At 70.3% G+C, this 22,696-nt stretch carries 17 protein-coding genes; 3 read left to right on the top strand and 14 right to left on the bottom strand.

Annotated elements, in window-relative coordinates; genetic code table 11:
- Positions 1-545: 545 nt before the first annotated feature.
- Complete coding sequence (locus ACFWBY_RS11435; protein WP_385332928.1) at positions 546-2,033, bottom strand: dienelactone hydrolase family protein; 1,488 nt, start codon at positions 2,031-2,033, stop codon at positions 546-548.
- Between the two features lie 272 nt (positions 2,034-2,305).
- Complete coding sequence (locus tag ACFWBY_RS11430; RefSeq protein ID WP_385332931.1) at positions 2,306-3,910, bottom strand: FAD-binding oxidoreductase; 1,605 nt, start codon at positions 3,908-3,910, stop codon at positions 2,306-2,308.
- A 76-nt stretch (positions 3,911-3,986) separates the two neighbouring features.
- Here ACFWBY_RS11430 and ACFWBY_RS11425 point away from each other — a divergent pair, with 76 nt between their 5' ends.
- Positions 3,987-4,619 carry a TetR/AcrR family transcriptional regulator gene (locus ACFWBY_RS11425; RefSeq protein WP_385333136.1) on the top strand — a complete coding sequence of 211 codons (633 nt, stop codon included), beginning with the start codon at positions 3,987-3,989 and terminating at the stop codon, positions 4,617-4,619.
- A 541-nt stretch (positions 4,620-5,160) separates the two neighbouring features.
- On the opposite strand, the gene ACFWBY_RS11420 is transcribed toward ACFWBY_RS11425, so the two are convergent.
- Positions 5,161-6,291, bottom strand: coding sequence for an NADH:flavin oxidoreductase (locus ACFWBY_RS11420; protein ID WP_385332934.1), 1,131 nt, complete (start codon positions 6,289-6,291; stop codon positions 5,161-5,163).
- Between the two features lie 242 nt (positions 6,292-6,533).
- Between ACFWBY_RS11420 and ACFWBY_RS11415 the strand changes: the two genes are divergently transcribed.
- Positions 6,534-7,037, top strand: coding sequence for a MarR family winged helix-turn-helix transcriptional regulator (locus ACFWBY_RS11415; RefSeq protein ID WP_385333139.1), 504 nt, complete (start codon positions 6,534-6,536; stop codon positions 7,035-7,037).
- A 156-nt stretch (positions 7,038-7,193) separates the two neighbouring features.
- Here the strand turns inward: ACFWBY_RS11415 and ACFWBY_RS11410 are convergent, their stop codons facing one another.
- From ACFWBY_RS11410 to ACFWBY_RS11365, 10 genes are all read right to left on the bottom strand, one after another.
- Positions 7,194-7,358, bottom strand: coding sequence for a WD40 repeat domain-containing protein (locus ACFWBY_RS11410; protein WP_385409652.1), 165 nt, complete (start codon positions 7,356-7,358; stop codon positions 7,194-7,196).
- The gene (locus ACFWBY_RS11405; RefSeq protein ID WP_385409651.1) at positions 7,355-7,525 is read right to left on the bottom strand and encodes a hypothetical protein; all 171 of its coding nucleotides are present in this window, start codon (positions 7,523-7,525) and stop codon (positions 7,355-7,357) included. The genes ACFWBY_RS11410 and ACFWBY_RS11405 overlap by 4 nt, the downstream gene beginning before the upstream one ends.
- A complete protein-coding gene (locus tag ACFWBY_RS11400) occupies positions 7,518-7,835 on the bottom strand; it encodes a CU044_2847 family protein (RefSeq protein ID WP_385332940.1) in 318 nt (105 codons plus the stop codon). Before ACFWBY_RS11400 ends, ACFWBY_RS11405 begins: the two co-directional genes overlap by 8 nt.
- Positions 7,836-7,977: 142 nt before the next feature.
- Positions 7,978-8,280 carry a protealysin inhibitor emfourin gene (locus ACFWBY_RS11395; protein WP_385332942.1) on the bottom strand — a complete coding sequence of 101 codons (303 nt, stop codon included), beginning with the start codon at positions 8,278-8,280 and terminating at the stop codon, positions 7,978-7,980.
- A 55-nt stretch (positions 8,281-8,335) separates the two neighbouring features.
- Positions 8,336-9,490, bottom strand: a complete 1,155-nt coding sequence (locus ACFWBY_RS11390; protein WP_385332945.1) for a M4 family metallopeptidase — start codon at positions 9,488-9,490, stop codon at positions 8,336-8,338.
- Between the two features lie 377 nt (positions 9,491-9,867).
- Positions 9,868-10,938: a trypsin-like serine peptidase gene (locus ACFWBY_RS11385; RefSeq protein WP_385332947.1), complete on the bottom strand. Its 1,071-nt coding sequence runs from the start codon at positions 10,936-10,938 to the stop codon at positions 9,868-9,870.
- Between the two features lie 28 nt (positions 10,939-10,966).
- A complete protein-coding gene (locus ACFWBY_RS11380; RefSeq protein WP_385332950.1) occupies positions 10,967-12,097 on the bottom strand; it encodes a trypsin-like peptidase domain-containing protein in 1,131 nt (376 codons plus the stop codon).
- Between the two features lie 6 nt (positions 12,098-12,103).
- Positions 12,104-16,120, bottom strand: coding sequence for an AAA family ATPase (locus tag ACFWBY_RS11375; protein ID WP_385332953.1), 4,017 nt, complete (start codon positions 16,118-16,120; stop codon positions 12,104-12,106).
- 202 nt (positions 16,121-16,322) lie between these two features.
- On the bottom strand, positions 16,323-17,270 hold the full coding sequence (locus ACFWBY_RS11370) for a hypothetical protein (RefSeq protein WP_385332955.1): 948 nt from the start codon (positions 17,268-17,270) through the stop codon (positions 16,323-16,325).
- 1 nt (position 17,271) lies between these two features.
- Positions 17,272-18,162, bottom strand: a complete 891-nt coding sequence (locus tag ACFWBY_RS11365) for a DNA/RNA non-specific endonuclease (protein ID WP_385332957.1) — start codon at positions 18,160-18,162, stop codon at positions 17,272-17,274.
- Between the two features lie 179 nt (positions 18,163-18,341).
- On the opposite strand from ACFWBY_RS11365, the gene ACFWBY_RS11360 reads away from it, so the two are divergent.
- The gene (locus ACFWBY_RS11360) at positions 18,342-19,196 is read left to right on the top strand and encodes a caspase family protein (RefSeq protein ID WP_385332960.1); all 855 of its coding nucleotides are present in this window, start codon (positions 18,342-18,344) and stop codon (positions 19,194-19,196) included.
- Between the two features lie 274 nt (positions 19,197-19,470).
- Here the strand turns inward: ACFWBY_RS11360 and ACFWBY_RS11355 are convergent, their stop codons facing one another.
- The gene (locus ACFWBY_RS11355) at positions 19,471-22,332 is read right to left on the bottom strand and encodes a peroxidase family protein (protein ID WP_385332962.1); all 2,862 of its coding nucleotides are present in this window, start codon (positions 22,330-22,332) and stop codon (positions 19,471-19,473) included.
- Between the last annotated feature and the right edge of the window lie 364 nt (positions 22,333-22,696).

Genomic DNA, 22,696 nt, shown 5'->3' with positions numbered 1-22,696 from the left:
ATGATTGATCAGCAGTGGAGCGGTGTACGTCAGCGTGTGGTCGCGCTGGGTTCCCAGCCGTGGAGCGGCAAGGTGTTCGGCTCGCTCGGGCACAGGTGGGTCTTGGAAGACCTGCCGGCCGATGACGGGCTTGCCGAACTCGAAGGGCAGACGGGTGTGCGGTTGCCGGAGGACTACCAAAATTTCCTCACCTCCATGGGCGCCGCGGCGCGGGTCCCGCTTACGGCCTCTGCCCCGTGCGACGCGTACGAGGCCGCTGGCGCTGGGAAGGAGATGGCGCCGGCCTGGCCGACCTGGCCATGCTCGCCCGGCCCTTCCCTGAGCACGGCCCGGACCCCAAAGACCTCGACGCACTTCTCGCCGTACGCCCTGAAGAAGAGGACTTCAACGAGATCGAAGACTTCGACGACGCCATCGAAGCATGGGAAGTCACGCACACGGACATGAGGTCGGAAACGGTCACGCAGGCCCTGGTCGTCGAACCGAAAGACTGTCGGGGCCACGTACAACGAGACCCACACCATCGACGTTCGACGACACGTGAGTTACGGCGGACCAACGGGGTGGACGCTGAGGTCGCCGTAGGTCGACAGAACGCCGGCCAGGTCACCTGGTGTGTGCCGCAGGGTGGTGTCCAGGAAGGCAAGCGTGGTTGCGGCGACGACGTCCGGGCTCTCTGTGCGGCCCAGGGAGCCGACTATCGAGGGCACAGGCGGCAGGTACAAGGGGCCGTCCATGAAGGTGAGGTGTGCGGCTCCGGGGATGGTGAGCCGGTAGCTCGTCGCGGTGCTGAGCTTGAGGGCCTCGGTGAGCCGGGGTATGTAGTGCGGGTCGGTTTCGGCGGTGATGGCCTGGGTGAGCGCGAGCGTCGGCTGGTGGAGGGCGGGGGAGGTGGGGCCGTGGGGGTAGCCGTCCAAATCGATGACGGCGTCGAACCGGTCGTCCTGCCGGGCTGCCTGCAGAGCGGCGGCGCCGCCCATGGAGTGACCGGTGGCCGCGACCCGACTGGTGTCCAGGCGTCCGGTCAGCGGGCCGGTCGTCTCACCTCGGTCCAGACGGTCCAGCTGGGTGAGGACGAAGCCGAGGTCGGCGGTGCGAACAGCCGTCCAGTCAACCGCCAGCTTGTCGTCCTTGTCCCGGTCCCCGGTGGAGGCGATCTCGGCGCGAATCGTTCGGCCGTCGGCGAGGACGACGGCAGCCGAGTCGTACGGGTGGTCGAGGGCGGCGACCACATAGCCGTGGCTGGCCAGTTCCTCCGCCCAGGCGGTGTTCTGAGTACGCACTCCGCCCGATCCGGGAGAGAACAGGACGACCGGGAACCGTTCGCCCTCACCGGCCACCGGGGCGTCGAAGACCGAATGGGTGTGGGCACGCGGGACGCCGTCGACCAGGAAGCCGGGCAGGCCGACCTGGCGGGCGAGGGCGTGGGAAACGGTGCGCGCCTCGTGCTCGGTGCGCCCGAGGTACTGGGCCCGCTGCGCGCCCGCGGGGCTCTTCTGCGCGGGGTACCAGAGCTGGACCACGACCGTGCGCCGGTCGTTCGGATCGGCGGTGAAGCTCTCGGGGCGGCGTGCGTCGGTCCACTGCTCCACACGCGTGCCGACCGCGAAACGGCCCGACGGCTCGGGGAACACGGGTACGGGGAAGGCCCAGGCGGCCACCGGACCCGCGGCAATCAGGCCGACGCAGGCCAGCGACCCCGGCAGCGCCAGCCACCATCGGGCCCGCCACGCCGGCCGGCCGGTACGGCGTCGCAGTAGCGGAGGGAGGACGAACGGCAACGCGACGGCAGCGCCTGCCAGTACCGGCAGCATCTGCCAGCGGATCCCCACCACACTCAGCACGATCGCGGACGGCACGAGAACCGCCCCCGCCGCGATCGTGACGCGTGGGCGGGCAGCGGGGGGAAGCCAGCGTGCCACCACCAGGGCGACGGCACCCAGCAAGGCAAGGAATTCCAGGGGGGACATGTACAGCCCCGCGATGATCTCGGTCACCCGGCCATCCTCAAGGCGGGGCACGCGATGCCACATCGCTCCCGGGTCGCATTCGCATGCGACCGGAGTCGCAATCCGAGGCACGTCCCCTGTGCGACCGGAGTCGCATCCGGGCATCTCGCCTGTGCGACCGGAGTCGCAATCGCGCACGCCGGTTGAGCGGCCGCACCGGGCGGGGGATGCGGGCTAGGTCCAACAAGGGGGGAAGCCATGCCAGACCCGAAGGCCGGAGGCCCCCTTGCGGAGCCACGAAAAGGGTAACGGGGCGGCTTCGCAGAGGTACAGGAGAAGCGCGCCCACGGCCTCGTTCAGTCCACGAGCACGCCGGGGTTGAGGATGCCCCGCGGATCGAGAGCGCCCTTCGCGGCCCGCAGTGCGAGGGCGAAGGGCTCGGGGCGCTGGCGGTCGTAGCCCGGGCGGTGGTCCCGGCCGACGGCGTGGTGGTGGGTGATCGTGGCACGGTGGCGGTGCAGGACCTCGACCGCGACGGCCTTGAGGTCGTCCCAGAGGGCGTCCTCGTCACCGGCCCGGCCGGCAGCGAGGACAGTGAAGTAGGGCGCCGCGCCGTCCGGATAGACGTGCGTAAGGCGGCAGTTGACGGTCGCGGGATGTCCGGTGGCCTTGAAGGCCGCCGCGCCGACCTCGGTACGTACGGCGTCGATCAGGCCGGGGATGCGGTCCCAGGTGGCCGCCGTCTCGAAGGTCTCCGCGACCGCGCCCATCCTGGCGAGACCATCGCGGAGGTAGGGCATCCGCAGGAAGGCCGAGCGCCAGGCGCTCACGGCCGCGTCGCCGCCGGGCCCTCCGTTCGCGCCGGCGGTCCCGTCGTGCCGGCCTCCGTGCGAGCGGGTCAGGGCGAGGGCTCGTTCGAGCCGGGTGGTCACCGGTTCGTCGGCCGACTCGAACCCCAGGACCAGTACGGCGGAGCCGTCCCGGGCGGCGCCCGACAGTGCGGCCTCGCCGGCGTCCAGCAGACGGCAGTTGGCGGGGGAGAGGTCGGACTGTGCGATGGCTCGCACCGCCCGGAGCGCGTCGGGGAAGTGGGCGAAGGAGACTGCGGCGGAAGCTTTGTGCCGGGGGCGTTCCTGAAGGCGGACCCATGCCTCGGTGATGATGCCGAGGGTCCCTTCGGAGCCCAGGAACAGCCGGTCGTGGGAGGGGCCCGCCCCGGAGGCGGGCAGCCGCCAGGAGCTGCTCGTACCGGCCGGGGTGACAACGTGCAGCGACTGCACGAAGTCGTCGATGTGCGTGCGGCCGGTGGCGTAGTGACCGCCGGCCCGGGTGGCGAGCCAACCGCCCAGGGTGGAGAACTCGAAGCTCTGCGGGAAGTGTCGCAGGGTGAGGCCGTGGGGTCGCAGTTGGTTCTCCAGGCTCGGTCCGAGTGTGCCGGCCTGGATGCGCGCGGCCCGGCCCTCGGTGTCGACCTCCAGGACACGTCCCATGGAGGTCAGGTCGAGGGACAGCACCGCCCGGTGGGCGTCGCCGCGGTACTCCACGCCCCCGGCGACCGAAGAACCCCCGCCGTACGGGACGACGGCGACCTGCCGGTCGCCCGCCCACTCCAGCAGGTCGGCCACGCCCCGGTCGTCCGTCGGGCGGGCGACGAGATCGGGGATGCGGCCGGGCCGCCCGCGCAGGGCCCGCACCACGTCGCGGTACGCCTTTCCCATGGCATGGGCGGCACGGTCCCCGGGGTCGGCGGTGACCAGGTGGGCGAGGCTCCGCGGAGGTTCCACGGCGGGGTTTCCCATGCGCAGGTCGCTGATGCGGGGCGTGGGGAGCGGACGGGCGAGGGTGCCGGGGAGCAGGGCGCCCATCGCGGCGCATTCCGCGTCGTCGGGATGCGCGTCCGCCCAACCCCAGCCCCACCAGGAGCGGGTGCGGGACGCCGGCTGCGTGGTGGTGCGGGCCATGGATGCGCTCCAGAGGTCGCAGAAACTTACCTAGTGGTAAATTACCTACTGATAATATCGGTCCATGGCAACCCCAATGGCAACCCCGCCTTCGAAAGCCGGTACCAAGGGAGTCCCGCGGGAGCACCGCCGGCAGCAGATGCTGGAGGCCGCCACGGAGGAGTTCGGCACCCGCGGCTACGCGGCCGCGTCACTCCCCGCGATCGCCGCACGCGTGGGCGTCACCAAGACGCTGCTGCACCAGTACCTCGGTACCAAGGAGGATCTGTACGTCGCCTGCCTGGTGCCCATCGGGGACCGGCTGCTGGAAGCCGTCCGGACAGCGATGGGCCCCGATGGGACCGCGCCGCACACGCCGCTGCGCGTACTCCACGGCATCTTCAGCGCACTGGAGGGGCGGCGGGAGGCGTGGTTCGTGCTCTACGACACCACGCTGCCGCCCGGCGGTGAGGCCGCACGCCGGGCATCCGAGTACTGGTCGGCCATCGACCGGCTCGCTGCGGGCGGCACGGCCGAGCTGCTGCGCGCGGCCGGATCCACCGACGCGCTGGACGCCGACGCGCTCAAGTACGTCTGGCGGGACCTGGTCGCCACCCTCGTCCGCTGGTGGGTCAAGCACCCGGAGCAGACCCCGGAAGCCATGACGCAGCGCTGCTCCCGCCTCTTCGCAGCCGCTGCCACGCTCACCTCCGGCAGTTACCGCGGCTGAAGTCGGGGCGCCCGTTGAGCCCTGGGAGCCCTTCTCGGCTTCACGGCCTTGCCGGCTTCGAGCTTGCGCCACGGGTTTTCCCGCGCCTTCGGTTCCTGCTCGACCGGGTGGGCCGCCCCGGGCGGCCGACCTGTGCTCCGAATGGAACCGGGTCATCATGGGTGGAGGTGGCCGTGGCCTCCGTCCGGCCGCCGGGCCTCCGCGTTGCGGCGGGTTCGTGTCGGGAGGTGACTGGTGCGCATGAGCGAATCACGCAGAGCGTGGTACATGATCAGTGTTGTCGTCGCCGTCATCTTCTTGGACCTCGCGGCCGTCATCCTGATGAACGTCGTCTGATCGTGACCGTGCGGCGCTCGCCCGCGACGCCCGGCATTACCGGCCTGACGACATGCGGCGGAATACCAAGCCCGTTGGTTCTCGCCGGTCGAGATGGGTGGCACCGCCGAGGCTCGGCGCCTCTGACCGGAACGTGAACGCCCCGTGACCTCGGGAGACCCAGGTCGCGGGGCGTCCTCGGACCGGTCGCTCGGACGGCTGTCGGCTACCGGCTGAGCGACCTGAGCGCCGCCGCGTCGTACGGCTTCAGCTCGTCGAAGCGGTTGCCGAGGACCTTCGCCGCCCACTGCGGGTCTTGGAGCAGGGCCCGGCCGACGGCGACCATGTCGAACTCGTCGCGTTCCATGCGGTCCAGGAGGTTGTCGATGTCGCCGAGCGCCGCACCCTCGCCTGCGAACGCGCGGATGAAGTCGCCGTCGAGGCCGACCGAGCCGACGGTGATGGTCGGCCGGCCGGTGAGCTTCTTGGTCCAACCCGCAAGGTTCAGGTCCGAGCCCTCGAACTCCGGGAGCCAGTAACGTCGGGTGGAGGCGTGGAACGCGTCGACGCCGGCCGCCGCCAGCGGGGCGAGGATCGCCTCCAATTCCTCCGGGTTCTGCGCGAGCCGGGCGTCGTAGGCCTCCTGCTTCCACTGCGAGTAGCGGAAGATCACCGGGAAGTCGGCCGGGACGCGCTCGCGGACCGCGGCCACGATCTCCGCGGCGAACTTCGTACGGGCCACCGCGTTGCCGCCGTAGGCGTCGGTGCGGCGGTTGGTCCGCTCCCACAGGAACTGGTCGAGCAGGTAGCCGTGAGCACCGTGCAGTTCGACGCCGTCGAAGCCGATCCGCTCGGCCTCCGCGGCGGCGTCGGCGAACGCGCCGATGACGTCGTCGAGGTCGGCGCGGGTCATTGCCTTACCGGTCCCCTCGGTGCCGTCGACGCGGATGCCGGAGGGGCCGACGGCGGGGGCGTCGGCATACGGTGCCTCGCCCTGCTTGCGCACCATGCCTATGTGCCACAGCTGGGGCACGATCGTGCCGCCCGCCTCGTGCACGGCCGCGGCGACCTTCGCCCACCCCGCCAGCTGGTCCTCGCCGTGGAACCGCGGCACCCGGTCGCTCTGCCCGGCGGAGTCGTGACCGACGTAGGTGCCCTCGGTGACGATCAGGCCCACGCCCGCTGCGGCCCGGCTGGCGTAGTACGCCTGCACGTCCTCGCCGGGCACGCCGCCGGGGGAGAACATCCGCGTCATCGGCGCCATCGCGATGCGGTTGGGGACGGTCAGGCCGTTCAGCTTGACGGGCCGGGACAAGATCTCGGCCGCGCGGGAGGCGGTGGACGTGGTGAGGGTCATGCGGGTCCTCCGGATTGAGGCTGTGGCTCGTCGGGGTGACGGCGAGGAGTGCATAGTACACATGCTATGTATCATGCATATTAATGTCGGGCCATCGTGCGGCTCGGTCCGCGCCCTGGCCGCGTCGGCCACTGGGGCAGAAGCGTGCAGGGGTCCGTCGGCCCCCGGCTTCACAGGTCAGCGATAATGGAGCGCCAAAAGGAGCAGGAGGCGCAGTGCTGGAGAAACTGGAGCGTGAGCTGATGCTGCTCTCGCGGCACCAGGTGCTGGCCCGGCGCGAGCGCGACCCCGAGCGCCTGGAGCGGTCGGCGTACCTGCTGCTCAGCCGGATCGACACACAAGGCCCCATGTCCATCGGACAGTTGGCGGAGGCCTTCGGGCTCGATACCTCGACCGTGAACCGCCAGACGGCCGCGCTGCTGCGCTGCGGACTGGCCGAGCGCGTCGCGGACCCGGACGGCGGCATGGCCCGCAAGCTGTGCATCACCGTTGAAGGCGGGCGCCGGCTCGCCGAAGACCGCGAGGTCAACCGGTCCTGCCTGGCCCGGGTGATCGCCGACTGGTCCCCCGGGGAAGTACGGGAGCTGGAGGACGCCCTGGTCCGGCTCAACCGCAGCGCCGAAGCCCTCGAGGGACGGTACTGGCCGCGCACGGAGGAAGAGGACGCCCGCGCCGCATGCCGCCCGCCGGTCCCGCACGAATCCCCGGCTCCTGCCCCGCAGGCACCCGCGACTCCCGCCCCGTAGGAACGCCTGCGGCGCGCCCTGTGCGAGCGCCCGCGCATCGGGCGGGCCCCTCGCCCGGTCCCGCAGAACGACGTAGGGAAGGTTGACGGCTGGACCTTCCTCGAGACCGTGTCGCCGCCAGACGTCGCGGGCCCGACAAGATCCGAAAGAGACGGCCTAATGGGGGCGGAGTGGGCAGACGGGGCCGTCCCAAAGCCGCGCCGTCGCGTCGAAGCTCGCCGTGGCGAGGGTTGCGCCGTCGGGGCTGAACGCCACTGCGCTCACCTGGTCGGAATGTCCCCGAAGTGGCGGGCGGGACGTGCCGGTGGCCGGGAAGGTCACCCGCACCGGCTCGCCCGCCCGGACCACGTGTGCACACGTGACCAGGAGTCCTCGGCCACCAGGAAGCCCGCTCCCGCCACCTCTCCGTCCGGCCCGAGGATCTGCGCCACCGCTGTGGGCAGGTCCGACGGCGTGCCGTCATCCGCCCCTTTCCCGGTGCTAGCCATCGTCGTCCTTCCAGGACACGGACACCTGCAGATGACAGTTCGCCTTGCTCTTGGTGATCACCGCGCCGGCCTCGACGGCGAGGTCCACGCCGAACTCGACGGTGATCTGGTCGGGCCGGGCCTTGCGCAGCTGCTCGAGGGCTGCCTGCGCGACCTGGGTGACCGACTCCAGGGCTTCCTGCAAGGTCTGCGGTACCTCACGAATGGCGTCCCCGATGCGACCGGCTTTCACCGGCCCCTCGATGCCGACTGCCGTCTCCACCAGTACGGAGCCCCCGCCCTCCAGTGGAATCCGGGCCAGAGATGTCAACGTGCCTCCTCGGTCGATCGCGGGCACATCAGGGATCCCGTGCAGCATCCCGTGGCCTGGGTACGAGTCGCAGCTGGGAGTGGGCCGTACGAGGAAGCCAGGACTGGTCCGGGCGATCGAGTTCGGAGCCGGATGAACAGGGCTACTGCTGCTGGAAGTGTTTCTGAAGCCAAGTGAGCAAGGCCGCGAACGCGGGGGTCATGGTGGCGTCCGACTGCTTGAGGACCGTCGAACGGCCGCCGTCTTCCACCGTGATCGTGTAACTCATCGCATCCCTGGCGCGGCCGGGCTGGTCCGCCTCGGGCGTCGGGACGGCCGCTGCCACCAGCTGGGCCAGCTCCGCGCGAGCGTCCCCGGGCAGGGTATCCGTGTCCATCACCTGGGGCGGGAGGCGGAGGTTGACCGCCGCCGCCAGCCCGCCGTGTGTCGCGAGAGTCACCTTCATCGCGTGCGACCTGCTGACGATCGACCGACGGCCGGCCGACGGATATCTCTGGTGGTCACCTGGATGCCTTCAGTGCGTTCACGTCCTTGGCCAGCTTCCTCATACTGGCGCTCAGTTCCCCGATTTGCCTGGTCAGGGCTGCCAGATCGTCCTGTCGGCCCGCGCCGCCGTTCCCGTTGGCCGCAAGGCTCCGTGCCCGGGCGGCCCCGGTCGGGACGCCTCTGATGGGGATTTCCACCTCCTGCCACGCCGCCAGCACGGCCGACTGCTCGGGGCTGCCCATGCCGAACAGCTCCCCGGCCTTCTGGAACGTGGTGTGGGCGAAATCTTGGAATTGGGCCTCGGCGCTGGACGCTTTGAGCGATTCGTACCAGATGGGCCCGGCGGCCTCCCATGCGAATCCGCCGATGCCCACGGCCGTCAAGAAGAACGCCTTGTTCGGAATGCCGGAGTTGATGTGCACCCCGCCGTTGTCCCCTTGCTCGGTGTCGGGCAGGTGGATGAACTTGCTCATGCGGTCGGGCTGGGGGTCCCTTCCGAACAGTGCGTTGTTGTACGCGTGCCCCGGGGCCTTCATCGATCGCAGGGCGTCGGCATCGATTCCCGGGGTCCACACGTCAGCCCCGATCAGCCAGTCCGCTTCCTCGGCCGACTGCTTGAGCGACCACTGTTTGACCAGCGACCCGAAGACGTCCGAGACAGACTCGTTCAGGGCGCCGGACTGATTGTGGTACTCGAATCCGGCGGTGTGTTCGGTGACTCCGTGTGTCAACTCGTGGGCGATCACGTCGAGGGATCCGGTGAGGTTTCCGAGCAGCTTTCCGTCCCCGTCGCCGAAGACCATGTGCCGTCCGTCCCAGAACGCGTTGTTGAACTTCACGCCGAAGTGAACGTACCCGTCCAGGCGCATCCCCCGGCCGTCGATCGAATCGCGTTGGAACACTTCCTTGTAGAAATCGCGCGTCAGGCCGAGTCCGGCAAACGCCCGGTTGACGGACTCATCCGCTGACTCCGGTCCGTCTTCCGGCCTGGCCAGGACAGCGGTGGGGAGGAAACTTGCCTGCTCGCAGTCGAAGACGGTGCGCCGACCGTTACCGGGGGCGGCCGCGCCGGCGAAGGACGCCCGGACCGCTCGCTCACCCCGCAGGCGAGCAGTGGTCAGCAGGGTGTCCAAGGCGGCCTGCCGCACCTCACCGTCCTCGCTCTCCATGAGCCTCTTGAGCAGGTACGGGGGGATGATGCAGTCGAGTCGTGGCGGGGTCCTGCTCATGGAAACCTCCTGAATAAGAGGACCGACGGTTGAGCATTCATCAACGCGCGAAAGGTTCGCGACGTTCAAGGTGGCGAGATGCAGCGTTTCCGCGGGACCTCCGAGAGATCCCGCAGACGAACGGCAGGTGCCCACCGGGCGTGGCAGCAGCGGAGAAGCGGTGGCGCCGACGAGCTCCGTTTCCAGAGGTGGGGGCCACGCTGATATGACCAGTCTCCGGCCGCCCGTATCGGCTGGCAAACGCAGCGCGAGCGCGTCCGGGAGGGCGTATCCGGTGTGATGGTGAGAGACCTGGCGCGCCCGCCTTCGAAGGCGCCCTACACCCAGTTGACCTCCGCCCGCTGCAGCAGCGGGTCGTCCGTCAGGTTGAAGAGCGGCACGGCGAAGTTCCCGGACCTGAACCTGCCGCCGAAGTGCAGGCCGAGCACGCGGTGGTCGGCCAGGTCGAAGACCGGGGATCCGCTGTTGCCGCCGAGCGTGGAGCAGTCGTGCGTCATGGTGAACCCTGGCCCGTCCGGGACCAGCGCCGTCACCGTGCCCGGCTGGAGCCGCTTCACGTTGTAGATGTCCATGAAGATGCGTCTCATGGCTTCCGGCTCGTTGCGGCGGCCGTCCGCCGCCGGGTAGCCGACCACGTACACGGGCCGGCCCGGCAGGTCCGACGGAGCGTCGGCCGCCACCGGCAGTGGCGCCGGCAGCGGCCCGCCGCCGGCCGACGGGGACACTCGGAGCAGCGCCATGTCGACGTCCTGGTGGATGCCGATGACCTCGGTGACCTCGAACTCGAATGATCCGTCACCGACGGGCGCGCCGAGTTCCTCGGCGGTGTCGATGCGCGCACGCATGTTCTGGCGGAAGGTGAACCCGCCCTCGCCGTCCGCCCGACTGAACTCGGTCGCGACATGGCGGTTGGTCATCACGGCGAACGGCGAGACCAGGAAGCCCGTGCCCAGCCAGTCCAGTTCCGCGTGGCCGGAGACCTCCACCCGGCCGACCCGCTCGATCGAGCTCCGGATTCCCGGTCGCTGCCCGTCCAGCAGGGCCCAGTCGCCCGGCTGCGAGGCGAAGTCCTGGCCTTGGACCAGGATCGCCGGGCGGCCTTCGAGCAGGACGATCGCCTCCACCCCGAAGTACTCGTCCGCGTCGACATCGCCGGTGCGGCCCGCCGCGAGCTTCTCCAGCCCGCGCACCCCGGCCTCCAGCACCCTGGCCCGCTCCTCCCGGGCGGCACGGCCGATCTGCGCGGCCGCCTGCTCCTCGCGTGGGAGATCCTCGTCCGACTCGAGGATCTCCGCTTCCAGCCCCTTGCGGACGCGTGCGGCCACCTCCGACAAGTCCTCTCGGAAGACCTGCTCGGGCCCGGTCGCCACCGGTGATCCACCGCGCATCTCACACCTCCTGTGTCGTGCCGCCCCGTCAGCGTGACTGGGCCGCAGCGATCTCGTCGTGGACTTGAGGGCTGTGCTCCCGCAGGTGCGCCATGATGGCGCTCAGTTGCGTGCCGACGTTCACGAAAGCCGTGTTCTTGCCCTGGAAGCTGACGTCCGAGACGCGTCGCGTGCCGCGGTGCAGGGCCACCACCGTCCAGTCGTCGGTCAGCACCGGCGAGCCGGAGGAGCCGCCCCGGGTGTCGGTGAAGTAGCGCACGTCCCGGTCGTCCGCTTCGAAGGCGAGGTTGTTGCGCAGCGCGATCCGCTTCGGCTCCCCACCGGCGTGCTGGATGATGTTGAGCGCCACAGGCGTGTCCTTGGCCACGGCCAGCGGTGCGGTGGCGACGCGGAGGAAGGGCCGGGGCGGCACGCCGGTGAGGCGCAGCACGGCGTAGTCGAGCTCCTCGTCCCAGGCCACGAGTTCGCTCGCATGCGCCTCCTCGGCGTCCGCGTCGTCCTCGCTCAAGTAGTCGAACCGGGAGCGCGATCCCTGGGCCTGGAGCCGGAGGTCCGCCGGGTCCACCACCTGCTGCTGGCCGTCGGTGCGCTTGCGGGCGTTGACGACGTGGTGGTTGGTGACGAGCAGGTCGGGGGAGATGAGCCAGCCCGTGCCGTTGTGGGGCAGCGCCAACGGCTGGAGCAGGGCGCCCCCCTGGTACGGCAGCACCTTGATACGGGCGACCGAGGAGCCCGCCAGCGCTCCGCCGCTCAGGAAGGCGAAGGGCACCGTGTCGTCCCGGAAGACGATTTCCTCTTTGGTTTCCCCGGTGGGGACGTCGAGTGCCACGTCGGGCTCACCGGCCGCGTCGCGCGCCACGCGATCCAGTGCCTTGAGGACCACGTCGCGAGCGGCGGCGTCGGTGAGCTGGTCGGCGGCGTTGCGGAGCCAGACGGCCAGCGGCACGGTGCCGTCGATCAGCCGCTCCACCCGGTTCATCTCGTTGAGGTCCGAGTGGATCTGCTGGCCGGGCGCCGCGAGGAGCGGAAGCGAGCCGCGGTACTTCGGGAGGATGCCCGCGAACAGCAGGCTCCGCAGGGCCGGGTCCGTCAGTCCTGCCTCCACCGCTGTGTCCCGCAGCAGTACGACGTCGTCCTGGGAGAGGTACGTGTCGCTCATGGTCGATCAGGCCGCTCTGTGGCCGTTCCCTTCGGCTGGGCTCTGCGCTGAGGGGTCCGCCTCATCCTGTTCCGACGAGACCGGCTGTTCCGACGAGACCGGCTGTTCCGACGAGACCGGCCGCGCGCCCGTGGGTACGTCCGGGCCGGAGGTGACGGCACCGGCGCCCATAACTGCCGCCACGCCCGAGACGAGCTCGCCGCTCCGGTCGTCGAGGGCCAGGAGGCGCATGGCGAGCCGGTCGAGCGTCCCGAGCCGGCGCGCCTCGCGCAGCATGCCCTGCACCCCCTGGTGTGCGGCCCCGGTCGTGGACCTCCGGTCGGGCGGGTTGGCGGAGTCCTCCAGAAGGCGGCGCAGCGAGGCCCGCAGCTCGGGCCTGCCGGCTACCACGCGGGCGATCGCCTCGCCGAGTACGTCCAAGACCCCGTCCTCGATCTCGGGCAGGCCCACGACGTCCAGGGCGTGCTCCAGGATCCGTGGGTGGTCGCGCGAGACCTCGGCGACCGCGGCGCGCACCAGGGCGGGCTGCCGGACGAGCTCCGCGTCGGGCAGCCGCCGCAGTCGCTGGGCGAGCCTGCTCGCGACCTCCTGATCGTGTTCCTCGGTGCCCGACGCCAGCTGCGCACGGGTCAGCAGGGCGCCCAGCGCCTCGAAGTCCTTGCCCAGGCGTGTGGCGATCTCCTCGGCCTCGGCGAGGTCGTCGTCGGCCTCACCTCGTTCGCCGTCAGCCTTGGCCAACCGCGCCGAGACGAGCAGCAACTCCAGCTGCAGTTCGGGGAAGCCGTCCTCCTCGGCGCGTTCCACGGCGGCGTCGGCCGCTGCCCGGGCTTCGGTACGTCGGCCCAGCCGGTCCAAGGTCTCGACCCACAGCGGATACAACGGGCTGCCCGAGGTCCACGGGCGCCGCCCCTCGAGCCGTTTTGCGGCCGCGTCGGTGTACCCCTGCGACAGCAGGTCCTCGACCTCGCGGGCGGTGATGCGCTCCCAGTCCTCCTGGTCCGCCTTCGCGATCACCTCGTCCGGGGTGTGGCCGCCGAAGCGCCCGGCGAGGTACGCGGCGGACCGTCCCGCCATGTCCTGGTCGGCCCCGACGAGGAACCGCTCGACACCGGGCAGCCAGCGCAGCTCCACCTCCCGCGGGCTCTCGTTCAACCGCAGTCGGTGGTAGATCTCCTCCGCCCGCGGCTCCAGACCCTCGCGTGCCGCGTAGTACGCGACGGCCCGCTGCCCGACCGCCCGCATCACGTCCGCACGGCCGCGGTCGGCCGGCCGCAGCATGATGGCCCGCAGATCGGCCCGGTGGCGCACGCTCCCCGGGCCGGCGGATTCCACCAGGTCGAGCCGGGAGAACAGCTCGAAGAGGCGCTCCGCCTCCAAGTCGGAGTCCACCGCCAGTCCGCACGGTTCGGCGAGGACTTCCCGGATCAGTCCGGGGGTGATGGTCCGCAGCGCCATTCCGGCCTGGGCCAGTGCACGGACGTCCTCGTCCTCGATGCGCCTGAGGATCCGCTCGTACAGGATGCCCTGGATGAGCATCTCGTCGACCTTGCGGTAGAGGTGCCGGCGCCGCCGGGGCAGGCTCTCGATCAGTTCGTTCAGCGAATCGGCCCGGTCGCCCTCCTGCTCGGCTGCCCGCGCCGCCAGCTTCAGGCTCAGGGGGTTCCCGCCCACGCGGTCGGCGAGCTTCTCGGCGAGCTGTTCGTCGGTCACCCCGCAGCAGGCCAGGAGGGCCGCGGAGGCCTCCGGGTCGAGGTCGTTCAACTCGATGGTCAGGGGCTCCACCGGCCGGGCCGGATGCTCCTTCAGTAGCCGCCGGCCGGCGACGACGGTTCGCAGCCGGGGGTGCACCTTCTGGAGTGCCGACCAGACTCCCCACATGCGGCCGAGCTCCGGGGAACCGCGGTACTGGGCCTCCTCGAAGGAGTCGATCACGAGCAACAGGGGCGGCTGCTCGTGAGCGGGCACGCCCACCGCCTCGACGACGAGCGTCGCGAGCCGGGCCGCCAGCATGCCCTCGCGCGCGGCGGACAGGGCGTGCACGCCCGACTGGGAGAGCCGTGCCATCGTCGCCCGGGTGGTGGCGAGCTCGTAGAGCTCGTCGACCGTGTCCTCTTCGGCCCGGTGGAGGCCGACGGTCTCCTCGCACGCATGCGCCAGGGCGTCGAAATCGGCGTAGTGCTCCGGGAACTGGACACGGAGCTGCCGAGCCATCTCCGCGATCAGGGTGGCCGGTTCGTGGACCGAGAGGGTGGGCCGTGCGAAGTCGACGTACGCGAAGGGGAAGGGGGTCGGGAAGTCGCGCAGGCTGTCCCGGAGGAACGTCGTGAGCAGAGCGCTCTTGCCGACGCCGCTCAGCCCGTGGACCAGCACCGGCCGCTTCGTGCCGCTGCCGACCGCCCGGGTGAAGTCGTCCTGCAACGGCGTGGGCAGTCCGATGTAGGCGCGCAGCCGGGCGAGTTCCTCGACGCGCCCCTGGAAGGAGCTGCGGGGGAGGCGCTCGAGGGGCTGCATCAGCCGCGCCCGGTCCAGCAGCCGCTGGACCTCCCCGCTCTGCGGGATGCCGGTGATGCCCGGGACCTGCGCGAGCCACAGCACCGCCTGCAGTGTGTGCGGGAGCTCGTCCAGCTTCTGGTGGGCGAGGACCGGGGGCGTGCCGTCGAGGTAGGCCAACGCGGTGCGTTCCGGGCCCGGGCCGGGCGGGACCTGCTCCAGGTTGGCCAGCAGGGCGAGGCGGGCCGGTTCCGGAGCGGCGAAGCCGCGCAGTGCCGTGTCGCGAGCCTCCGGCTTGAGTACCCAGGTGAAGGTGTTGCGCGCGCCGACGGCCCGGCAGTCGCGCAGCAGCTCCACGGCGGCTGCCCCGGAGGGCTCCTCCTCGCCGGGCAGTTTCAGCCGCGCCGGGTCGAACCGGCTCAGCAGGGACGCCGCTTCCCGATAGGCCTTGCGCAGGTCCGACACGTCTGCGGGACCGGGGACGGCCGCCGCGGCGCGCAGCCGCTCGCTCAGGCGTGCCCCGAAGTCCTCGCCGGGTGCGAGCGCGCCGTAGAGGCGGACCGATTCCGCTGCCGCCGTGCAGACCTTGCGCATGTAGCTGTCCGGCCCAAAAGCCTCACCCGCGTGGAGGACGGCGGGGACGGTCGTCTCCACGAGGCCGGCGACTCCCTTCGTGTCCGGGAGCTTCGAGGCCTCCGTGAAGAACTGCTGGAAGAACTCCCGCAGATCGTCCGGGCCGAACAGCCGCGCGGTGTCCCTGACCTCGTTCTTGCGTATCTCGTACGGGAGCTGGCGCATCGTGGGCGAGTACCCGAGCAGTACCAGCCGGGGCGGTACGTCCGGCGGGGTCGGCCTCTGGTTGTAGATGGCCAGGGCCAGCTTTCCGATGCAGTCCCAGACATCGGAATTGACGTCGAGCTTGTCGCAGTCGTCCAGCACCAGCCAGTACTGCTCGCGCGCGGTGGTGGCCTGCGTGACAACGCGGTGCACCGCCGCATCGATCTCGGGTAGTGAATCGTTCAATTGTGTCGTGTTCAACGGCGAGAGGGCCGTGTCCGAGATCACCGGCGGGGCGGTGTCCGGGTCCGCGACGGACTCGGTGAGCCGCTGGACCACCTGCTCGGCGGTCGAGGTCTGGTTCAGCGTCACCCGTACCGGGCGGAAATTGCAGTGCTCGCCAACGTGCCGGATCAGTTTGTAGCTGTAGGAGCGTCCGCTGTCCGGCTCTCCGTCCACCACCAGAACCGTCTTGTCGGGATTCTCAAAGAATTGGCGGAGCCGCTTTCTGAAGTCCGCCCGGTCGATGAACACCTCGGCGCCGCTGCTGAGCACGCTACTGAGGAAGAAGTCCTGGGGGGAAATGTGCAGCCGCGCAGCCTCCTCCAGCTCAGCCTTGAGGCGCTGTGCCTCCTTTCCGGCCGGGATGGACGTCAGCGTGTCGATCCGCACGAGGGTGCTGAGCAGTTGCAGCTGGGTTTCGATGCCGCTGTTCCGTACTGCCTCGACCAGGGCGACCGAATTGTCGCTGCTCACATAACTCAGCGGGATTCTGCTCACGAACTCGGGTGAGAACCCGAACTGGACCAACTTGGGTCGGGGCTCGCCAGAAATGAAGAAGTGGTCCCGCACCATTTCGGTGACGAGTCCCCATTCGGTGTCCTTGGGAGACATACCGCACCTGCACAGACCGCCGTAGCGGCGTGGGAAGACGGACTGCCTGATACCTGCCATGGTTTCACCCGGTCCGGCCCGTCGCAACGCGGCCGAACAGCGCGCGGACCTCCTGCCGGACGGGCGCGCTGCGCAGGTACTGGGCGATGCCGTGGTGGTTGCCGCTGTCGTTCCTGACCAGATGGTCGGTGACGAGGCCGGGAGGACCGTACTCGGGCCGCAGCCAGTGGTCGAGCGCCACCAGGTCCCGCAGGTCCGAGACATTGGACCAGGCCGCCACACCCGCCGGGACCGCCGTCGGCAGCGCGAGCTGGTCCTGGACCTCGGTGATGCCGAGGGGGCATCCCACGCCGACGAACAGGGTGACGTCCCGTCGCTCCTCGTGGAGCACCTCGTAGGCGATGACCGAGCCGAGGCTGTGCCCCAGCACGACGAGCGGACCGTCGCGCAGATCGGCCAGCTCGCGGCGGACGACCTCGCGCATCGCCTCGCCGACCCCGCCGAAGAAGTACGCGTACACGTCTTCGAATGTGCGCTTCACGAGCAGCTCGAAGACCTGTACGCGCATGAAGACGGGGAGCGGCAGCGCCTTGGCGAGGTCCAGTGAGGCCGCTGGGGGTACCGCGTCCTCAGCCCGGCCGAGCGTCTCCGCCGAGTACGTCATCTTCGCCAGCCAGTTCGCCAGCTCCTCCTCCCCGGCCTGCGCCGACCGTCTCCCGAGCGCCGGACCTGCCTTCCGGCGCGCCTCGCGGAGCGTGTGTTCGATGAACTCCTCGGGGGTCCGCGGCACCCCCGTGTCCGGGAGTTCCCCCAGGGGCGGCGGCCCGCCGGACAGCGGATCGGGCTCGTCGTCGGGAAGGGGGGTGCCGTACCGGACCGGCGCCCAGTAGGCCATCCGCGACGCCGCGCCCATGTCCGTGCCGAACAGTGCCCTGTCCCACTGGGACTTGAGCAGTTCCTTGCGGACCTTGTTCCCGTTGCCGTGGACGTAGACGACGGTGGCGTCGTTCATTTCAGCTGCCCAGTACCACGTCTTCGTAGCTCTCCAGACGTTTCCAGCGCTCCGCGGGCGCGCGGGTGACGGGCATGAGGTCGGCGGCCGGCAGGGGTCCGAAGTCGAGGCCGGTGAGCTCGACGATGTCGCTGACCGGCACCTGGAACGTGCGGTACGGGCCGAGCGGCGGCGGATCGCCCGGCTTGGCGCCTGCCATCGCCCGCTCGCGATCCCGGCTGAGGTCCGGACTCTGGTCGAGGATGTACCCGGTCGAGGCCAGTCGGCCGTTCTGGACGAAGGCGGCCACTTTCCAGAACCGCAGCGGAACCTGGATGCCCCGGTAGGGCGGGTCGGAGTCGTGCAGGACGGGACCGGTGAAGACGGACAGCTTGCGGTCGAACTGCGCCGCGTGGTCGAGCAGATGGTTCTCCAGTCCCTGCCACAGCTCTTTGCCCTGGTTGAAGAAGTCCTGTTGCGGGGCCGCGTTGGTGAAGTGGAAGGTGTCCGTGTTCGCGCGGTCGGCCTCGGTCGCGGCACCCCAGACCGGGTCCAGGCGGCGGACCAGGTGCCCCCGGTCCAGGGAGTTGTCGCGGTAGATGTCGTTGCCGGCCTGCTGGGCCTCGGGTACGCGGGGGTCGAACCCCCAGGCGTCGTCGCGGGGCAGGTCCTCGACGAGCCGTTCGCCGTCGATGCACACGGCGGTGGAGGCGGCCAGTCTGCGGTCGGGACGCAGGACGACGGTGAAGTGGGTGTAGGGGAGGACCACGGTCTCGATCCCTGCCGCAGCCGGCAGGGGGAGCGGGATGACGGAACCGAGGAAGGACTCGTCGTAGCCGGTGCGATCGGCGAGAGAGCCCTGCCGTGCCCTGGTGCCCGCAGCCCGGTCCGACGGCGTGTCGATTGCATTCATACGATAGTCATACCGTGCACAAGTGATCGTTTACGGTCCCAAGCGACGGGTCACCCGAAAAGCGGCTCCCCCCCCGCAGGCCCAATCGGGCGGCGTCCCCCACGCCCCGGTTCAGGCGGCGACCACCGCGGAACCCATGCTGTCGACCCCCCATGCCCGCCACGCCCCGAGGAGTACCCGTGCCCACTGGCCTGTCCATCCACGTCGGTCTGAACAAGGTCGATCCCGACGCCTACGGCGGCTGGGACGGCAAGCTCCTGGCCTGCGAGAACGATGCCCGTGACATGGCGGCGGTGGCCCGCGCCGGCGGGTTCGGCGACACTGTGATCCTGACCGGCGACGGCACGGTGGAGAACATCACCGGGGAACTGCGCAAGGCGGCCGGACGGCTCAAGAGCGGCGACATCTTGCTCTTCACCTACTCGGGCCACGGCGGCCAGATGGACAACGTCGTCGGGTCGGACGACGAACCCGACCGACTGGACGAGACGCTGGTGTTCTTCGACCGCCAGTTCCTCGACGACGAGCTGTACCGGGAGTTCCGGCGGTTCGAGGAGGGGGTCAGGATCGTCGCCCTGTTGGACTGCTGCCACAGCGGCAGCGCCATCGAGTCCCTGCAGGGACTGCTCACCCCGGAGGCGCTGCAATCGCAGTTCCAGACCCGTGACCCTGGCCAGGTGGAGGCGGCGTCCCGGCTGATGCCGCTGCTCGAGCAGCAGCAGGTCTTCGCGCGGGACCGGGCGTTCTACGAGGGCCTTCAGCGCGAACTCAAGGACGGCGACGGCGCCCGCCCGGCGCCCGCCGCCGTGCTCATCGCCGCATGCCAGGACAACCAGGTGGCGTCCGACGGAGACGTCAACGGACTGTTCACCGCGACCCTTCTCAAGGTGTGGGGGGAGGGCGCCTTCCTGGGCGACTACCGCACCTTCCACCGCGACATCCAAAAGCGCATGCCCGCCATCCAGAGCCCGAACTTCTACACGACGGGCAGCCCGGCGGACGGCTTCCTCAAGCAGAAGCCCTTCACCATCTGACACCGACTGCCCACGGCCGCCCCGGGAGCCGCCGCGCGGCGCCACTCCTGGGCCGGCTCGCGCAGGACGTCCGTCAACCCGCGAAAGCCAGAGGCCGGCAGCGGCGCCGCCGCTCGACGCGTCGGCGCGTCCGCCCGGACCGCCCGCCCCTCCGCTTGACCGGTTTCGCGCTCAACCCGCTGGAGCGGGCTTCTCCAGGAGCTCGAGGTGGGGCGTCTGCACCGTGGAGCCACGCACCGGCGAGAGACCCCCCCGTTCGGGGCGCGGCGTCCTCTCAGCCGCGACCGCCTTCGGCCCCCTTCGCCGCGGCCAGGCGCCAGGGCGCGAACGCGCTGGCCGTGCGTGGCAGGAGGCCCGCCAACTCGGGGCAGTGCCGCACCACCACGCTGGTCATGCCGTTGCGCTGGATCCAGTCGATGCCCAGGGGGGTGTACACCTCGGGCCTGAAGTCGACTGTGAGGAAGCGGTCGCTCTGCAGGCGGCGGGTCGCCATCAGGATGAAGATGCGGAAGGCGGTGTCGCTGAAGCCGAAGCCCTGCGGCGGGTTTTCGGCGAAGAGACCGACCATGGTGTCGATCTGATCGACATTGCGGTAGACGTCCTTCAAGCGCGCGACCGTCTCCGCGTCGCCGGACACGTCCTCGAACCGCCGCACGCGCGGCTTGTGCAGACCTGCCCGGAAGTCGTTGTAGCGCGGTACACCGCGGCGCCGGCTGCGTACCAAGTCGACCACGGACAGGTCGATGATCTCGCCGTCCCGCTCGAACGCCCGCAGGGCGCGGGGGTAATTGTGCAGGGTGATCGCCCCGGGATGGGCGATGCCGAGCGAGTACAGCGAATTGGCCAGGCCGGTCGTGCGGATGAGCGACTCCGCAGCGGGCCCCTGCACGTCGTTGAAGCCGAGGGTGTCCAGACGCCGGCCGAGCCGGTGGTCCACGATCTCGAAGTCGTCGGGGAGCAGCGGGTGCATGCGGTAGACGGTGACGAAGTCCTCGGTGAGCGAGTACGGAGCGGCATGGTGGTCCGGCAGGGTCTCGGGGATGCCGGTCAGTGAGTGCGCCTCGAAGAGCCACAGCCCCAATTGTTCGAGCCACTTCTTCGGCGGCCCCTGCCAGTTGGTCTTCAGGCCGATGTCGATCACCTCGGTGGCGAGGATCGCGGGAGTCCACTCCACGGTGTGGATCTTCGCGATGAGAGCCGAGACGACCAGTCGCGCAGTGTGGTAGACACGGTCCTCGCTCAGCTTCGGGTACTCCTGCCGCAGCGCTTCGCACACGGCGTTGTGCTCGCGCGCGAAAAGGGTCTGCATGGCGCTGAGGCCGTACCACCAGCTCTCCGCGAACCCGGTGAGGGGAAGGCCGTCCGGGCCGGCCGGCAGGTGTCCGTCCTCCAGGCGCAGCGCGGCACCGCCGCCCGGCTCGCGCAGCGACCTTCCGGTGTTCTCGTCGCCGCCGTAGATTTCGGAGCCGTCCCACCAGTGGGACGCCGCGTTGGCGAACAGTCTCGGCGGACCGTTGCCGTCGGCCGGGTGCAGCCCGTCGTTCTCGGCGAAGCGCATGACCTCCTCGGGACGTCCGCCCGGCGTGTTCCTCCACGTCACACCGGGAGGGAGCGGCACCTCGACGGTCTTCGTGCCGGTGGGATAGCGCTTGTGGTTGACCCAGTCGTGCACCTGGAACTGGATCCAGGCGGCGGCCAGGACGTTGAGGGAGCGTGCCGGGATGAAGACGTCGCGGTGCAGCAGCTCCCGACTGACGGTGACCGGGTTCGGTACGTCGAACAGCTGCGGTTGGAAGACGGGCGCGAGGTTCCGGCCGAAGGCGGACCCGACAGCGCCCATCCCCGGCGCGGACAGGTCGTTGCAGGTGCCGTCGTAGCTCCGCGCGAGCCGCATGTCCTCGTCGATGGGAGCGGGTACGGGCTGGGCTCTGGGCGGAGCCTCGCGGGCCTCGGTGTCGATCAGGTTGTACTGGCGCAGCTCTTGCCGAAAGGCCACGAGGTTCAGCAGACCGAGGCGCGTGGGCAGCCGGTGCCAGGGGACGAACCGGTTGAGGCCGCGGAAGACGGCACGCAACGGCACGCCCAGTACGGCGTTGCGTCGGGGCTCGACGTTGGCGAACCGGTGCCCAAGGCGCTGGGCGCTGCTGGCTTCGTAGGCGACCTTGCGCGCACGGTTGAGGTTTCCGAGGGGCCGAAACTCCTCCGTCGTGTTCCACGGGTTGAAGGCGAGCTCGTCAACCCGCGCCGCTGCGGCTCGAGCCCCGGCCGAGCTGATGTCATGGCGCGGGATGGTCAGCGTTGCCACCCGCACGAGAGGCGTGTCCTCCTCCTTCCACTCGGCCGCGCCGTCCTCGATGGGCGTCCGGCGGGCATCCACATAGCGCTGGACGTACAACGCGAAGACGACATCTGCGTCCTTCAGCCGCTGTTCGAGTTCGTGCTGCAGGAAATCGGGGTCAGTGGCGGAGGGGGCGGGGGCCGGGGGGGCGTCGTCTGCGGGGCCCAGCTGATAGCGCACCGGCCCCGCGTCACCCCACAGGATGGCGCCGCGACTCCAGAACGTTTCCAGCGCGAGGCTGCGCACCGTGCGGCTCGTACCCGCACGCACGTTTCGCCGCATGCGCGCGGCCGTGGACCATCCGACGGCGAGCGGCAGCGTGACGAACAGGGCGAGGGCCTTCCGCGGTGTCGAGTCGGCGCCCGCCATGGCCTTCGCGAATTCGACGAACTCGCGAGCGTTGCGCGCATGCGAGACCGGATGGCTCGTCATCAGAAGGTCGTGCGTTTCATCGGCCCCTGCCGCGATGCGCAAGGCCGCTCCGCGCAGATCGGGGGCGTGGTCGGGCCGGCGGGCGCCGTTGGCATTGGAGAGCCGCACGGTGACGGGGTACTCGGCACGCGGTTGGGCGAAGCCGGTCCGCAGGTCGGGGGGCAGGTCGGCGACGAAGGCCAGACGCGCGTTCTCCGCGCCGAGTACCGCCTTGGCGTGGAACGTCCGCGCGAGGTCGGCGGCGCCACTGCGCTTCCTGGACTTCAGCTGGACCCGCATGAGCTCGCGGGCGAGCCGCTCGAAGACGAGTCGTTCCGCCTCGGGGTTGCCGCCCACGTAGTGCTCGTACTGCCTGAACTCGGCCATGTGTGCCTCTTCGCCAAGGCGCACCCCGCTGTCCGGACGCGATGCCGGCGGACGACGAGGGGACGCTGCACGGCTGCCCGGGACTGCGTCCGCGGGCACCTGGGTTACACACGGCAACCCTGACCCAGTCGTCCGGCCGCGGCGCGCGGAACATAGCAGACGGGTGGCATCCGCTTCGCGCCCCCGGTAAAGAACCGCCGCACGAGGTCGCGGGCGCCGTGCGCGGTGACGCCGCCCTGCCACTCGTACGGCCCACTTCATGTGCGGGAGCGGGATGCGTCGAGTACTGGCAAACTGGTTCCGGAAGACCGCACGGCAGAGTCGTCCGACGCGTGCGAACGCTTCTTCCCGCATCAGTGGGCCA

It is taken from the genome of Streptomyces sp. NPDC060049, from assembly GCF_042736715.1.
Lineage (GTDB): Bacteria > Actinomycetota > Actinomycetes > Streptomycetales > Streptomycetaceae > Streptomyces.
Note: the sequence above shows the minus strand (reverse complement) of the source record. Positions and strands in the feature narration are given on the sequence as shown.

What these genes read in the sequence shown, in the direction of transcription:
- ACFWBY_RS11435 (WP_385332928.1), bottom strand. Translation starts at nt 2,033, where the DNA reads ATGTGGCATCGCGTGCCCCGCCTTGAGGATGGCCGGGTGACCGAGATC.
- ACFWBY_RS11430 (WP_385332931.1), bottom strand. Translation starts at nt 3,910, where the DNA reads ATGGCCCGCACCACCACGCAGCCGGCGTCCCGCACCCGCTCCTGGTGG.
- ACFWBY_RS11425 (WP_385333136.1), top strand. Translation starts at nt 3,987, where the DNA reads ATGGCAACCCCGCCTTCGAAAGCCGGTACCAAGGGAGTCCCGCGGGAG.
- ACFWBY_RS11420 (WP_385332934.1), bottom strand. Translation starts at nt 6,291, where the DNA reads ATGACCCTCACCACGTCCACCGCCTCCCGCGCGGCCGAGATCTTGTCC.
- ACFWBY_RS11415 (WP_385333139.1), top strand. Translation starts at nt 6,534, where the DNA reads ATGCTGCTCTCGCGGCACCAGGTGCTGGCCCGGCGCGAGCGCGACCCC.
- ACFWBY_RS11405 (WP_385409651.1), bottom strand. Translation starts at nt 7,525, where the DNA reads ATGGCTAGCACCGGGAAAGGGGCGGATGACGGCACGCCGTCGGACCTG.
- ACFWBY_RS11395 (WP_385332942.1), bottom strand. Translation starts at nt 8,280, where the DNA reads ATGAAGGTGACTCTCGCGACACACGGCGGGCTGGCGGCGGCGGTCAAC.
- ACFWBY_RS11390 (WP_385332945.1), bottom strand. Translation starts at nt 9,490, where the DNA reads ATGGAGAGCGAGGACGGTGAGGTGCGGCAGGCCGCCTTGGACACCCTG.
- ACFWBY_RS11385 (WP_385332947.1), bottom strand. Translation starts at nt 10,938, where the DNA reads ATGCGCGGTGGATCACCGGTGGCGACCGGGCCCGAGCAGGTCTTCCGA.
- ACFWBY_RS11380 (WP_385332950.1), bottom strand. Translation starts at nt 12,097, where the DNA reads ATGAGCGACACGTACCTCTCCCAGGACGACGTCGTACTGCTGCGGGAC.
- ACFWBY_RS11370 (WP_385332955.1), bottom strand. Translation starts at nt 17,270, where the DNA reads ATGAACGACGCCACCGTCGTCTACGTCCACGGCAACGGGAACAAGGTC.
- ACFWBY_RS11365 (WP_385332957.1), bottom strand. Translation starts at nt 18,162, where the DNA reads ATGAATGCAATCGACACGCCGTCGGACCGGGCTGCGGGCACCAGGGCA.
- ACFWBY_RS11355 (WP_385332962.1), bottom strand. Translation starts at nt 22,332, where the DNA reads ATGGCCGAGTTCAGGCAGTACGAGCACTACGTGGGCGGCAACCCCGAG.